Origin of the sequence: Methanocaldococcus vulcanius M7 (genome assembly GCF_000024625.1) — an archaeon.
GTDB classification, from domain to species: domain Archaea; phylum AGJL01; class Methanococci; order Methanococcales; family Methanocaldococcaceae; genus Methanocaldococcus; species Methanocaldococcus vulcanius.
The window spans coordinates 853413-868031 of the sequence record NC_013407.1; the positions used below are offsets into that span (position 1 = coordinate 853413).

At 32.0% G+C, this 14619-nt stretch carries 12 protein-coding genes; 4 read left to right on the forward strand and 8 right to left on the reverse strand.

Features of this window, described 5'->3' with window-relative positions:
- The first annotated feature begins 96 nt into the window (after nt 1-96).
- Entirely contained in the window at nt 97-822 is a 726-nt protein-coding gene (locus METVU_RS04275) for an anaerobic ribonucleoside-triphosphate reductase activating protein (protein WP_015732952.1), read from the forward strand.
- A gap of 59 nt (nt 823-881) precedes the next feature.
- Here METVU_RS04275 and eif5A read toward each other — a convergent pair whose 3' ends face one another.
- The 8 genes from eif5A to METVU_RS04315 form a co-directional block, all read right to left on the reverse strand.
- A complete protein-coding gene (gene eif5A / locus METVU_RS04280; RefSeq protein WP_015732953.1) occupies nt 882-1280 on the reverse strand; it encodes a translation initiation factor IF-5A in 399 nt (132 codons plus the stop codon).
- 138 nt (nt 1281-1418) lie between these two features.
- On the reverse strand, nt 1419-2924 hold the full coding sequence (locus METVU_RS04285; protein ID WP_015732954.1) for an acetyl-CoA carboxylase biotin carboxylase subunit: 1506 nt from the start codon (nt 2922-2924) through the stop codon (nt 1419-1421).
- A gap of 6 nt (nt 2925-2930) precedes the next feature.
- On the reverse strand, nt 2931-3152 hold the full coding sequence (locus tag METVU_RS04290; protein ID WP_015732955.1) for a zinc ribbon domain-containing protein: 222 nt from the start codon (nt 3150-3152) through the stop codon (nt 2931-2933).
- 50 nt (nt 3153-3202) lie between these two features.
- Nucleotides 3203-4906 (reverse strand): sodium-extruding oxaloacetate decarboxylase subunit alpha, encoded by a 1704-nt coding sequence (oadA, locus tag METVU_RS04295; RefSeq protein ID WP_015732956.1) that lies wholly within the window; start codon nt 4904-4906, stop codon nt 3203-3205.
- Between the two features lie 188 nt (nt 4907-5094).
- The gene (locus tag METVU_RS04300) at nt 5095-5985 is read right to left on the reverse strand and encodes a CBS domain-containing protein (protein ID WP_015732957.1); all 891 of its coding nucleotides are present in this window, start codon (nt 5983-5985) and stop codon (nt 5095-5097) included.
- A gap of 144 nt (nt 5986-6129) precedes the next feature.
- Nucleotides 6130-7230 carry a non-hydrolyzing UDP-N-acetylglucosamine 2-epimerase gene (gene wecB / locus METVU_RS04305; RefSeq protein WP_015732958.1) on the reverse strand — a complete coding sequence of 367 codons (1101 nt, stop codon included), beginning with the start codon at nt 7228-7230 and terminating at the stop codon, nt 6130-6132.
- 306 nt (nt 7231-7536) lie between these two features.
- A complete protein-coding gene (locus METVU_RS08815; protein ID WP_015732959.1) occupies nt 7537-10908 on the reverse strand; it encodes a C1 family peptidase in 3372 nt (1123 codons plus the stop codon).
- Nucleotides 10905-11567 (reverse strand): hypothetical protein, encoded by a 663-nt coding sequence (locus METVU_RS04315; protein ID WP_015732960.1) that lies wholly within the window; start codon nt 11565-11567, stop codon nt 10905-10907. The genes METVU_RS08815 and METVU_RS04315 overlap by 4 nt, the downstream gene beginning before the upstream one ends.
- Nucleotides 11568-12042: 475 nt before the next feature.
- Between METVU_RS04315 and nifH the strand changes: the two genes are divergently transcribed.
- The 3 genes from nifH (at nt 12043) to METVU_RS04330 (ending at nt 14614) form a co-directional block, all read left to right on the forward strand.
- The gene (gene nifH, locus METVU_RS04320; RefSeq protein ID WP_015732962.1) at nt 12043-12876 is read left to right on the forward strand and encodes a nitrogenase iron protein; all 834 of its coding nucleotides are present in this window, start codon (nt 12043-12045) and stop codon (nt 12874-12876) included.
- Between the two features lie 699 nt (nt 12877-13575).
- Nucleotides 13576-14154: an imidazoleglycerol-phosphate dehydratase HisB gene (hisB, locus tag METVU_RS04325; protein WP_015732963.1), complete on the forward strand. Its 579-nt coding sequence runs from the start codon at nt 13576-13578 to the stop codon at nt 14152-14154.
- A gap of 64 nt (nt 14155-14218) precedes the next feature.
- Complete coding sequence (locus METVU_RS04330) at nt 14219-14614, forward strand: RNA-binding domain-containing protein (RefSeq protein ID WP_015732964.1); 396 nt, start codon at nt 14219-14221, stop codon at nt 14612-14614.
- Nucleotides 14615-14619: the final 5 nt, after the last annotated feature.

The window sequence follows — 14619 nt, forward strand, 5'->3', positions numbered from 1 at the left end:
TTTTAATTTTGCCAGTTTAATTTATTTTTTAATTATTTTTTAACCTCAATTTAGGTAAAAAAGTATTTTTGTCTCTTAAACATAGAAGGTGAGATCGTGAAAGTAGTTATCTCAGGAATCGTTGATCTTTCAACAATTGACTTTCCAAAAAAGGCCTCTGCTGTTATATTTTTACATGGATGTAATATGAAGTGCCCCTACTGTCATAACCTAAAACACATCTTACAACACAAAAAAGAAATGACAATAGAGGAACTTTTTAAAGATATTGACTTTTTGTTTGCAGATGCGATCGTTATCAGCGGAGGAGAGCCAACATTGCAAAAAGATGCAGTAATAGAGATAGCAAGATATGCTAAAAAAAATAATCTTCCTGTAAAAATAGACACCAATGGAACACATCCTGAGGTTATTGAAGAGTTGGTTAAAAACGATCTTGTTGATTATGTGGCTGTTGATGTCAAGTGTAGATTTGATAGATATAGGGAGTTTGTAAAGTGTAAAGAAAGTGGAGAAGAGATAAAAAATAAAATATTAAATATAATTGATATTTGTAAAAGTCATGATATCTTTGTTGAATGCAGAACAACATTTGTTCCTAGGGTTATGGATGAAGAAGATATTAAAGAAATTGCAAAAACAGTTAAAAATTGTGATCTATATGCTATTCAACAATTTGAACCAAAAGATGCTTACGATGATGAATTCAAAAAACTACCAATGCCAAAAGAAAATGAGTTAAAAAAATTAGGAAAAATTGCAAAAGAATATATTAAAAATGTTGTTGTAGTTAGAACCGTAAATGGGACTTTTGAGATATAATCATCCCACAAAATATTACTCATAAATATTTATTTTTTGTAATATTTGCTTTATCGTTTTTATTTTCCACCAATAACTCTTGTTATCTTATATTGACCAACTGCCTCCATATATTCTACTTCTCCTCCTGGCTCTAAACCTTCCAAACCTTCTGGAATTGGTAATTCTAATGTTTCATATGTTTGCAAGTCCATAATTTGAACCATATCTCCCATTATAGCTAAGACCTGTCCTTTTCTTCTATCAATTATTGGCACCTCTACCTTGCTTGATGTTGGTGCAACAAACTCTTTTTTAACCTTATCAAATATTCCAATTCCTACAACTCTTGCCTTAGCTCCACCGTGTTTTCCTGGCTTTGAGACGCTAATATCTACAATTTCACAAGGAATTCCATCAATCATAACATACTGTCCAACTTTTAATGAACCAACGTTAACCTGTTTTGTTCCTGGCATTAATATCACCTTTTCTTTTCTTTCATATATAAACCAAATTGCCTTTTAATTATTTTTTAAGGTATGTTTTAAGTTGTTCAAAAATGGTTTTTAATAAACTACTTCCTTATGTTATATAAATATTATCCTTTTTTTGAATTACCACTCCTTGTTATTTATTTCATTCTCCTTCATAATTTGAGATATATACATTGATAAACCCCCAACAGTAGCAGCTATTTTTTTATTCTTCTCAAATACCTTCTCTGAAACTACACTATATAAATCTCTCGACTCTAATGCATAGGTTATCATTCTATCCTTTAATTTTGGCATCTTTTTCTCAACATAATGCGTTGATATATTTCCTTTTAAGAAATCCTCTTCTTCCAAAACAGCCCTGTGAAAAGGGATATTCGTTTTAACTCCAATAATAACATACTCCCTCAAAGCTCTCCTCATTCTCGCTATTGCCTCCTCCCTACTGTTTCCATAGGTAATTAACTTAGCTACCATCGAATCATAATAAGGTGGAATCTCTGCCCCTCCATAAACACTACTGTCTATCCTAACCCCCGGACCTCCCGGAGATCTGTAAAGCTTTATCTTTCCGGGAGATGGAACAAAATCGTTTAATGGATCTTCTGCGTTAATTCTACACTCAATAGCATGTCCTCTTATCTCAACATCCTCCTGTTTTAGAGTTAATTCTTCTCCAGCAGCTATTTTAATCATCGCCTTAACTAAATCAATTCCAGTAATTTGCTCTGTAACTGTATGTTCAACTTGAATTCTTGTATTCATCTCTAAGAAGTAAAAGTTGCCGTTTTCATACAAAAACTCAACAGTTCCTGCACTGTCATAATTTATTGCCTTTCCTGCCTTTATTGCTGCTTTTCCCATTCTCTCTCTTAACTCTTCTGTCATTATTGGAGATGGGGCTTCCTCAATTAACTTCTGATGTCTCCTCTGTATTGAGCATTCTCTATCTCCCAAGTGGATGATATTTCCATGCTTATCTCCCAATAATTGGATTTCAATATGTCTCGGATTTTCTAAGTATTTTTCAATAAATACCGTTGGATCTCCAAAAGCACTCTTTGCGATATTTCTTGCTGACTCTATAACTTCCCTTAATTCTTCTTTGCTGTAAGCAACGCTCATTCCCATTCCGCCACCGCCAGCTGAGGCCTTAACAACCACGGGAAAGCCAATCTGTTCAGCAATCTCTATCGCTTCATCAATATCTTCAATAGCCCCATCACTTCCTGGAATTAAAGGAACTCCTGCTTTTTTCATGATTTTTTTAGCATTTATTTTGCTTCCCATTGCTTCTATTGCTTCAGGATTTGGCCCAATAAACTCAAAACCTGCCTTTTTAACTGCCCTCGCAAATTTTGCATTTTCAGCTAAGAACCCATAACCCGGATGGATGGCATCAACTTTTGCCTTCTCAGCAACATTTAATATTGCATCAATGTTTAGATAACTCTTTATTGCTGGGGCTTCTCCAATGCAGTATGCTTCATCTGCTAAGGTAGCGTGTAGGGATCTTTTATCTGCTTCAGAGTAAACAGCGACTGTTTTAATCCCCAATTCCCAACACGCTCTTATAATTCTAATTGCTATTTCCCCTCTATTTGCAATTAAGACCTTGTTGAACATTGTTTTTCACCTTCCAAATATAATATCTAAAATATCTGCTAAGGTATTTTTTCCTTTTAGAACTTTTTTGTCATAAAATTCTGTATATCCGCATTTTTTACATGTTATTGCTATAAAACGGTTATATTGGATATTAAAAATTCTTGAAAATATTCCTCCAGTCATGGATACTTCTCTTTCAAAAGCATCTGCATTTCCACATTTCGGGCATATCCATTTTTTCTCCATAATTTCCCCCAAATACTAAAAAATATCTTAAAAAAGAGATTGAATTCGTTTTATTTAATTATCATAATCACATCTCCAACATTCACGGCATCTCCTTCGTCGATTAAGATCTTCTCTACAGTTCCCTCAACTGGGCTTTCTATTGGATGCTCCATCTTCATTGCCTCTAATACAACAATAACATCTCCCTTCTTGACTTTATCTCCTTCTTTAACTTTAATTTTTGTTACCATTCCTCTAAATGGTGAGGTTATAGCCCCCTCCATCTCCGCAGTTATGATCTCTTTCTTTCTCTTCAACTCTGTTCCAATCTTTGGTTCTATCTTAACTTCAAACTTCTCTCCATCAACCTCTACAATATATTCAGTTGGAATCTCTAAGATCTTTCCAATATCTTTTTCTTTTGGAATTGGCTCTGCCTTTAACTCTCCTCTTAGGAATTTAACAGCTATCTGTGGATATAAGGCATAGGTTAATATATCTTCTTCCTTCTTAACAATTCCTTTCTCTTCTGCTTCTTTTTTAACTTTCTCCCATTCTGGAGGTAATAAATCAGCAGGTCTGCAAGTAATTGGCTTCTCTCCTTCATCTAAAACTCTCTTCAATAACTCTGGATTAATTGGAGCTGGTGGCTTTCCATAAAAGCCCTTTACATAATTAACTACTTCGTTTGTGATAATCTTGTATCTCTCTTCAGTTAAAACATTCAAAACTGCCTGAGTTCCAACAATCTGAGAGGTTGGAGTAACTAATGGAGGATACCCCAAATCCTTTCTTACTCTTGGAATTTCTTTTAAAACGTCCTCTAATCTATCAAGTGCTCCCTGCTCTTTAAGTTGTGAAACCAAGTTAGATAACATTCCTCCTGGAACTTGATAGATCAGTACTCTCGCATCGACAATTTGCGATATTGGAGAGATTAACATCTTATACTTCTCTCTAACTTTCATAAAGTAATCCCTGATCTCATTTAAGAGTTTTAAATCCAAGCCGGTATCGTATTTTGTTCCCTTTAAAGCTACAACAATACTTTCTGTTGGTGGTTGGGATGTTCCCATTGCGAATGGAGATATTGCACAGTCGACAATATCTGCCCCCGCTTCGATAACTTTTAGATAAGTCATTGGGGCTAAACCACTTGTGCAGTGGCTATGAACGTCTATCGGTATTGAAATTTCTTCTTTTAGTCGTTTAACTAATTCGTATCCTTCATATGGAGTTAAAAGTCCTGCCATATCCTTTATACAGAGAGAATCGCACCCCATCTCTTCCAATTTTTTTGCCAACTCTACGTATTGATCTATCGTATGAACTGGGCTTATTGTATAACTTATAGCCCCTTGAACCTCAGCTCCTACTTTTTTAGCTGTTTTTATTGCCGTTTCCATGTTTCTTACATCGTTTAAAGCATCAAAAATTCTAAAAATATCTATTCCATTTTCATGGGCTTTTATAACAAACTTTTCAACTATATCATCAGGATAGTGTCTATAACCAACTAAGTTCTGCCCTCTTAAAAGCATCTGCAATGGGGTTTTTTGGATCCTCTTTTTTAAAGCCCTCAATCTCTCCCATGGATCCTCGTTCAGGTATCTTATACACGCGTCAAAAGTAGCTCCTCCCCAGACCTCCATAGAATAAAAGCCAACCTCATCCATCTTCTCCGCTATTGGTAGCATATCCTCGGTTCTCATTCTTGTAGCGATCAACGATTGTTGAGCATCTCTAAAAGTAGTATCTACAATTTTAACCATAATATCCCTCTCAATAAGCGATATTTGTTTAAAAATGAAAATTTAAATTGAAATTACATTAAAAAGGAATAAATTCGAATATTCAAAATGTAAAAACTTTAATCTCCTACTACAAAATTCTAAAACATCAAATATATATTTTTCTAAACAACGACAAATTCCTTTCTATTGATATTCATACCTCCTCCTTATATTTTAAAGTTTTCAGGGAATTTTCCACTAATGATTTTTAAAATATCCGTTCTTGTGATAATTCCAACAATTTTCTCGTCATCATCTACAATAACCAATCTTCCAACATTATTTTTATTCATAATTTTTAAAGCATCATGTATTTTCTCGTTTTTGTGAATTGTTAAGACATTTTTTCTCATAACTTCTTTAACTTTTTTATCTACATTTTCAATGTTTTCAGCAATATCATGTAAACTAATTACTCCAACTAACTTTCCTCTATCTACAACAGGAGCTCCGCTGATGTATTTCTCAGCAAACAATTTTGCAGTTTCTTTTAAAGTGCAGTTGGGACTTATTGTCCAGACCTCTTTAATTCCAACATCTCCAACTCTTATATTTGGAATGCTTGAGACCCCAAGGACATCTATTAATAAAATTCTATGAATATCATCCCTTCCAACGATTCTTCCATTTATTATAATTTTATTGTGATACGTTGGCCCCACTCTGATAATGTCTCCAATGTTAAAGTGTTTTGTATCTCCCTCTATATGTATCTTTGAAGAACAACATTTTTCATGTGAGACGGTATCAAACTCTATTTTCACAACTTTAACTCCCTCAACCTTTTTTCCATCTTTGTATATTGGAACAATTATTTCTCCTTCATCTCCTAATCCCAATGCTCTATATGCCTTACTTGTTGGAACATACCCTCCTTTAGGTCCTGGAACTCCATCAACTAAGTCGAGAGCTCTTAATGCCTGCATTTGATTTCGAATTGTTCCTGGATTCCTATTTAGCCGTAGAGCTATTTCTGTTCCTTTTATTGGTCTATTTTTCTCCCGATAAAGATTTATTAACTCTTGTAGAATTTCTCTTTGCACAACTGTCAGTTCCATAAAAATCCCCTTATCAAAAACACTAATGATTATAAATTATGATAAATTATTGAGATCCATTATAGATAATTATGGCAATAAAATAAATATATACTTATCGATTTAACTTAAAATTGATCTAATAATATATCTACATTCATATACTTATATTTTCATTTCTTCAAGAAGTATATTCACAATTTTTTCTCCACTTTTTCCATCTCCGAATGGGTTTTTCCAATTTCTCTTTTTATTGAGCATTGTTTTAACTGCTTTAATTAGTTTTTCCTTGTTATCTCCGACTAATATATTAGCCCCTACTTTAACTGTTTCTGGTCTTTCTGTATTATCTCTCAAAGTTATGCATGGAATTTTTAAAATGCATGCTTCTTCCTGAACTCCTCCACTGTCTGTTAAGATTAATTTTGCATTTTTTTCTAACATTAAAAACTCCAAATAACCAACTGGATCAATGATTTTTATTTTTTTGTTGCTTTTTAGTTTATCAAACAAATTAAACTCTTCCAATCTTTTCTTAGTTCTCGGATGGATTGGAAATATTATTTCTTTATCGTAAATTTCAGATATTATAGACAATCCATCAATGATATTCTTTAATCTTTTCTTATCATCAACATTTTCAGCCCTATGTAGAGTTAGTAAAAAATAAGCTCCATCAACAATATCATTAAAAAAATCTTTAACTTTTTCGTTTTTTTCAGCAATCTTTAAATTTTGCAAAGTGGCATCAACAATAGTATTTCCAACGACAAAAATCTTACTCTCTCCAATACCTTCATCTAACAAATTATTTTTAGCCATTTCCGTCGGAGCAAATAGATAACTGCTTATATGATCAGTTAAAATCCTATTTATCTCCTCTGGCATGTTCCTATCAAAACTCCTTAAACCAGCTTCAACATGAGCAACATCGATTTTTAATTTAGAAGCAGTTAAAGCCCCAGCTAAAACAGTATTTGTATCCCCTTGAACGATCACAACATCTGGCTTTTCTTTTAAAAGAACTTTCTCTATCCCTATTAACATCTTTCCCGTCTGCTCTCCATGACTACCAGAACCAATATTCAAATTATATCTTGCTTTTGGCAAATCCAACTCTTCAAAAAATACCCTATCCATATTCTCAGAATAATGCTGATTAGTATGAATAATATGCCAATCTATATTAATCCTTTCCAAAACCCTAATTATAGGAGAAAGTTTTATAATCTCAGGCCTCGTCCCCAAAATAATAGAAAACTTCATTCTATCATCTCCTATCCCTTACAATCTAAACTCTTAACATAACTTTGACAAAATTAACAAAATAAAACTTTCATGTGCCTAAAAGTTGTTATGAATTATATTTATAACCACAGTAAAGATTAATAAAGATATTTTGTATGAAAATTCTATTAAAAAAGGTATATATTTTTAAAAGAAATATTTAATATTTTTTCTATTTTTATTGATTTCCCATAAAATTTTAGAAAAAGTTATATAAAAACCTAAAAGGTTTTCATTGCCAGAAAACAACTTTCTGTTTCATCAAAATAAAAAGAATAAGGGAAGTTATGGCTTTTCTATTTTTACTGCTTTCCCATCTTTCCATTCTACGAATATTGGTTCTTTTGGAATGTCGTCTAATTGTTTGAAGTATTCTACCGCTGCCTTAGTTCCCCATCTATCAGAACCTGCCAAGAGAACTACCGTTACATCCCTATAGATATTTTCATCAACTTTAACCCTCAAAGTAATTGCCTCAATAACTCCCCTATTCTTACCTGGGTAGTCATTGGTTATCCTAACTGGGAATTTATCCATATACTTCTTAGTTAACGGATTAGCCACTGGACCTCCAACTAATATGGTATCATCAGTTATCTCTAACGGTTTGTTGATTAAATCATAAGTATCCTTTAACTCCTTAGCCGATAAATCAGCATCTACTTCTGAACCAACTATTAGTTTTGAAATATAAGTTATTCTACTGATTTCTAAGGATTTAATATCTTTATTAACCCCTAAATAGTTATGAGAATGTCCTGAAGTTATCACAGTATTTATTATTAGATCATTAGATGTTGATGGAGAAGAAGAATACTGAGGCATGTTTTTAGTTTTCACTATGGTGTTTGTTGTCAGTGTAGTGAAAGATGAGGTTATCGTTGGTGGAATTGTATCCACTGTGAACGATATTGATTTATTGGCCACGTTTCCAGAAGTATCGTTTGCTATAATTGTTATAGTGTGATGTCCATCACCGATGTTTACGTTTGTAATGTAATAACCGTTTTGTAATGTCATGGTATGATTAATTCCATCCACGTCAGCAATGACTGTATTCACAGCAGTATTGTCTGTTACTGTTACATTTATCAAGGTTATGTTGTGATCATACGTGACGTTTTGAGGATAATTTATACTTATCGTTGGTGGAATTGTATCCACAGATATATTATATACAGTATTGTTGTTTTTATTTCCTGATGTATCGTTTGCTATAATTGTTATATTATACAATCCATCTTTTGGAGCTGATAGTTCTCCAAAATATACTCCGTTGGATTGGTTTCCTTGCAACGTGGTTGTATTCACAACACTTCCAGAGCTTATTAGCTCTGCGATTACTTTATCTACTCCCATATTATCTGTAACGTCTGCCTTAACTTCGATGAATTTTCCACAGTTACTGTTATTTAGCGGCTGTATTATACTTATCGTTGGTGGAATTGTATCCACTGTGAACGATATTGATTTATTGGCCACGTTTCCAGAAGTATCGTTTGCTATAATTGTTATAGTGTGATGTCCATCACCGATGTTTACGTTTGTAATGTAATAACCGTTTTGTAATGTCATGGTATGATTAATTCCATCCACGTCAGCAATGACTGTATTCACAGCAGTATTGTCTGTTACTGTTACATTTATCAAGGTTATGTTGTGATCATACGTGACGTTTTGAGGATAATTTATACTTATCGTTGGTGGAATTGTATCCACAGATATATTATATACAGTATTGTTGTTTTTATTTCCTGATGTATCGTTTGCTATAATTGTTATATTATACAATCCATCTTTTGGAGCTGATAGTTCTCCAAAATATACTCCGTTGGATTGGTTTCCTTGCAACGTGGTTGTATTCACAACACTTCCAGAGCTTATTAGCTCTGCGATTACTTTATCTACTCCCATATTATCTGTAACGTCTGCCTTAACTTCGATGAATTTTCCACAGTTACTGTTATTTAGCGGCTGTATTATACTTATCGTTGGTGGAATTGTATCCAAAACGACTGTCCTTAAAGGTAAAGCTACTATATTCCCATTAGAGTAGTTGATATAAACCCTATATGTATAGTTTCCATTTCCTGTGATATTATAAATGAAATATGTTGGGCTAATTTTATTCATAGTATGGTTAATACCATTCAATTCAAGGACTGCATTACTAATGTTTATTAAACTTTCTACATCGATTATTGTCCAATTTTGGGACAATGTTGCATTATTTTTTGGTGTTAATTTTCCATAATCAACTACAGGAACTGACACATTTACAATTAGATATGAACCTTCTGGAATATCTTTAGGAAGTCCAGAAGCATTGATTTCTTCTGTGTAATTAGTTGCATTTATTAAAATTTTAAATCCTTCAAGTTTTCCAGTAATGTTGTTGATAATTTTATCTTCCAATTTTATGTATATTGTTATATTTTGCGAACTAATGGCTTGTGAAACATTTGTCAAAGAATCTGTTAAATCAAATGCCATATATCCATCTGGGAATGGATGTGCTTGATAGTTATCATCTGAGTAGTATCCTATTATAAAATCTAAAAATCTCTGATTCCATAGTGGTGAAGCTGGATTTCCTACGCCTAATTCAATTCCTCCTGGTTCTTCTATATCCCCATATTCGTTTAACTTTCCTTTTATAATATCTCCTCTTCTACTATGGTTAATCTTTACCAATGCGATTAGCTCAGGTTTATATGGTTGTTGTTTTGGAACAAATACGAATGCATATCCTTGACAAATTGAAAGATTTTTCGTTGCATTGTATGTCATCCAGAAATATCCCTTATCTCCCCACCAAGTTCCCCAAGAATTCACTAACCTAAATGCTCCATAACCATCAGGAGTTGGAAGAGAGTCGTTATAACCAATTATTGTTACTGCATGTCCTCCTAAATAGGAACCATGACTTTGATTTACTGCATATGTATCATTTGTTGAATTAAAATATTCAAAGTTGGAATATACATTAATTCCAGTTTCAACAACATATCCATCTGCCAATAACTGTTTTAGTTGACTTAGCCCCTCATCACTACTTAAATCTATGACATATATAGGGCCGTATCCAATGCTCCTATATTTCATAGCTTCTAAGTATGCGCCTGTAGAACCCCAAGATGAATAATCACTGTAATTATAAGGCATTGTAGTCCAATGACAAGCCCCCATTGTTGCTATTAGATACTGTGCATCTTCAAGATAACTTCCACTATCAGAACCATCATTTATATGATTATAGACAAATGCAGGGCTGAATATTTCATCATAAGCTGAAGGATTTGGATTGTTGTTGAACCAATTAACCATGTATGTCCAAACATAGTATGTAGATGCCCATGCATTGCAAGAACCCTGCAGTCCTTGATTACCTACAGGTGGTAAATATTGAGTATTTATTACACAAGTAGGAAGAGTTGTAGTAGCTTTTAATAATTTTGGATTTGGAGATTTAGCTAATAATTCTATTAATGTTTTGTTGTCTACTTTTTTGTATAGATTTGGATGAATTTTTTGGACGTCTTTAAAAGGTATGTATATACACCCACCAGTTCGGTATTTTGTCACTTCTCCAAAAGAATAACTAAATAATGAAATTGTTGTCAATAATATTAATAGGATAGAAATAACCTTTTTCATCGAATCACCTCTAATTTAAATTTATATGTGATATTTTGATATTTTGAGGTAAATTCTACCATTTTAATGCTATTTTTGTATGTGTATAAAATCCCTTCAACTTTATCTGCTTTTGATTTAGTTTTTTTCATACCAAATCCGTTTTCTACTAAAATTCTTGAGATATTGCTTGGGATTTCTATTTTGTAGGTATTATTACCTACTTTTGTCAATTTCCCGTTTTCAATTGCAAATATTGTTAAATTGTATGGATTTCTTTCCCAAATAAATGAATAAAACTCATTTTTCTTAATGTTAAATATTTTTTCCGATATATTATCGGTTAAGTTGTATTGACTATGAGGGGGTGTTATAATTAGTTTTTTTAGATTGTTATTTACAACATAGATTTCTGCACTAAACCAGTTTCCCACTAGTTTATGATTGTTTAAATAAAATCTTCTGTTGAGTATAATATGAGCAGTTTTATTGTCGAAATTAAAGTGTCCAATATATTGAGTACTTTCAATAGGTGAATTATCTTTATATATATCCAGATTGGAAATAAATGATAAATTATTGCAATTAGAGTAGATTTGGAGTTTTACAGAAGGATTAGTACACATTGATAAAATTACAAACAGGCAGAGTAATACTAGTACACACGACAGTTTTTTCATTTATCCCACCAAGTAAGATTAACTATCATATTCGTTAGATTAAATTAAAAAGTCTTTTCATATGCCAACCACCCTTTTACTTTAATATTCTAAACTACTTTTATTTGTTTATTGGAGATATACAATATTATTTATCTAAGTTAACCTATTTTTATATTTTTCTGTTTTCTAAAATACAAATCCGAAAATGAACGATAATTATAAGATTTAAAAATATCTATATTATAAATTAATCTCGTTGTCCTATAATCTACATGGTTGACTTTAAAAGTAATTTTAATATAATAAAAATCCACGTATTTTCTGTTAAAATTGTATATTATCATTACATATGTGCCTGTTATGGAAAAAAATTTATAGAAAAAAGAGAAAAGTTTAATTAAAAAATATTAAAAACATTTATGCTTCAAAAGATATTATATAATTAAAGTGTATTCCATCAGAACAATAAAAATATTTAATTTGGTGAAAAACTATGAGAAAATTTTGTATTTATGGGAAAGGAGGTATTGGAAAATCCACAACTGTGAGTAATATAGCAGCAGCGTTGGCAGAAGATAAAAAGAAGGTCTTGGTTATTGGTTGTGATCCCAAGGCAGATACAACAAGAAATTTAGTTGGGAAAAAAATTCCAACGGTTTTAGATGTTTTTAGAAAAAAAGGAGCAGAAAATATAACATTAGAGGATATTATCTTTCAGGGCTTTGGAGGCGTTTATTGTGTTGAAAGTGGAGGACCTGAGCCAGGAGTCGGGTGTGCTGGAAGGGGAGTTATTACCGCAGTAGATATATTAAATAAATTAGATGCATTTGAAATAATAAATCCAGATGTTGTGATTTATGATATTTTGGGAGATGTTGTATGCGGAGGATTTGCAATGCCCTTACAGAAACACTTAGCCGATGATGTTTATATTGTAACAACATGCGATCCAATGGCAATATACGCGGCTAATAATATATGCAAAGGAATAAGAAGATATGCGAATAGAGGAAAAATAGCATTAGGAGGAATTATTTACAATGGAAGAAGTGTTATAGATGCCCCTGAGATCGTTGAGAATTTTGCTGAAAAAATCGGAACCAAAGTTATTGGAAAAATACCAATGAGCGATCTTATCACAAGAGCAGAGATCTATAAAAAGACCGTTATTGAATACGCTCCCGATAGTGAAGTTGCAGAGAATTTTAGGAAACTCGCAAATGCAATTTATAAAAATAAAAATAGAATTATTCCAAATCCACTAACAGAAGAAGAATTAGATAAAATTTCTGAAAAGATCGACAGTTTAATAAAGCAAAACTTATAATAATGCCCCCTACCAACAAAAATAAAAGCAACCAAAAAATTCTCAATATTGATTTTCATTAGATCATAATTCCTATTTTACCAAATGTAGATTAATAATATAAAAGTTTTGATATACAAATGCCAGTTAAGTTCTCTCTTTTAGAGTTGATCAACATCTAAAAAATTGATTTTAATATCCTTTTTTTATCACGACCCGTGCTGATTTTAATTTTATATCTTTAGAAGGATAATATATTCAGAGTTTAAAGGTGTTTCCATCACGATCCGTGCTGATTTTAATAGGGTAATTTTCCTTATTTCATTATAATATTTTTACTAATATTTATATTTTTCTACACTATAAAATTTCTACCCTTAAATAAAATAAAAACAAAAAACGCACTTAATCAACCATGGATTTCTAAAAACAACTACAAATAACTAAAAACTCTAAAAAATCCCTATAATCAAACACATCTAAATATAAGAAACAATAAAACAAACCAACCCTCAGAAACCAACTAAAAAACAAATAAAAAACAAAAATCTAAACTAAAAACTCAAAAATCAAAAAAATAAAAACAAACAACAAGATAAAATATCATGCATTATATAGTATCATACATGTGTGGGGATCAATATTGTGGAGGTGGCATTATGGTTTTAATAGATAATAATATTAATGTTAAATACGTTGAAGTATTGTGGAGGGATTGTTATGAGAATTTTTGAAGTAATGAGGGAGACAAGAGAAACAAATATTTATTTAAAGATAAACATTGATGGAACTGGGAAGTATAAAATAGATACTGGGATACCATTTTTTGACCATTTATTGGCATCTTTTGCAAAACATGGGTGTTTTGATTTGATAATTAAAGCGAGAGGAGATTTGGAGGTAGACGATCACCACACAGTTGAAGATGTGGGAATATGTTTAGGTTTAGCTTTAAATCAGTTAGAGAAGAAAAATATTTTTAGATTTGGATGGGCAATAATTCCAATGGATGACGCAAGAGCTACTGTTGCAATCGATTTGGGAGGAAGGAGTTATTGTGTAGGGGATTATAAGCCAGAGAGAGAAGTTGTCGGGAATTTATCAACTGAGAATATAAATCACTTTTTTGAATCAGTAGCAAGTTATGGAATGTTAAACATACATTACGAAGTTAAAGGAAAGAACGAGCATCATAAAGTAGAGGCACTATTTAAAGCGTTTGGAGTGGCTTTGGATCTTGCTACAAAGATCGATGAGAGGAAAGGAATTACAAGCACTAAGGGAGAAGTTAAGCTATAAAAACGAAAAGAAATTAAATAAAAGAGAAATTGAAAATAAAAAAATAATAAACAGGTGAAAGGGTATGAAAGTAGTTATAAAATCAAAAGTTAAACCTACTGAAGATAAAAACAAGGTAAAGAAAGCAATATTGAATATATTCCCAACTTCAAAGTTAAAGTTCGAAGAAGATCGATGGGAGGGATACTCAACAGACATTGATAACTTTAAAAAGCTACTTAGAAGTCAAGCAATACTCGATGCTGCAAGAAACGTATTGGAAAATGGGATGTCTGAAATGTCTACTAAATTTTATTTAAATAAGCAAGCTGCATATGTTGGAGCAGTTAATTTTGATATTGATACGCATGGAGGAATATTTGTAAAAATAATAGCAGATAGTTGTGAGGATATTGAAAAAATAATAAAAGAGATAGCTCCAAGAACGAAAGGAGGAGTAATCATTGAAGAAGAGGAATAATGTCT

Coding starts and splice junctions, on each gene's coding strand:
- eif5A (WP_015732953.1), bottom strand. CDS start 1,280: ATGCCAGGAACAAAACAGGTTAACGTTGGTTCATTAAAAGTTGGACAG.
- METVU_RS04285 (WP_015732954.1), bottom strand. CDS start 2,924: ATGTTCAACAAGGTCTTAATTGCAAATAGAGGGGAAATAGCAATTAGA.
- METVU_RS04290 (WP_015732955.1), bottom strand. CDS start 3,152: ATGGAGAAAAAATGGATATGCCCGAAATGTGGAAATGCAGATGCTTTT.
- oadA (WP_015732956.1), bottom strand. CDS start 4,906: ATGGTTAAAATTGTAGATACTACTTTTAGAGATGCTCAACAATCGTTG.
- METVU_RS04300 (WP_015732957.1), bottom strand. CDS start 5,985: ATGGAACTGACAGTTGTGCAAAGAGAAATTCTACAAGAGTTAATAAAT.
- wecB (WP_015732958.1), bottom strand. CDS start 7,230: ATGAAGTTTTCTATTATTTTGGGGACGAGGCCTGAGATTATAAAACTT.
- METVU_RS08815 (WP_015732959.1), bottom strand. CDS start 10,908: ATGAAAAAGGTTATTTCTATCCTATTAATATTATTGACAACAATTTCA.
- METVU_RS04315 (WP_015732960.1), bottom strand. CDS start 11,567: ATGAAAAAACTGTCGTGTGTACTAGTATTACTCTGCCTGTTTGTAATT.
- nifH (WP_015732962.1), top strand. CDS start 12,043: ATGAGAAAATTTTGTATTTATGGGAAAGGAGGTATTGGAAAATCCACA.
- hisB (WP_015732963.1), top strand. CDS start 13,576: ATGAGAATTTTTGAAGTAATGAGGGAGACAAGAGAAACAAATATTTAT.
- METVU_RS04330 (WP_015732964.1), top strand. CDS start 14,219: ATGAAAGTAGTTATAAAATCAAAAGTTAAACCTACTGAAGATAAAAAC.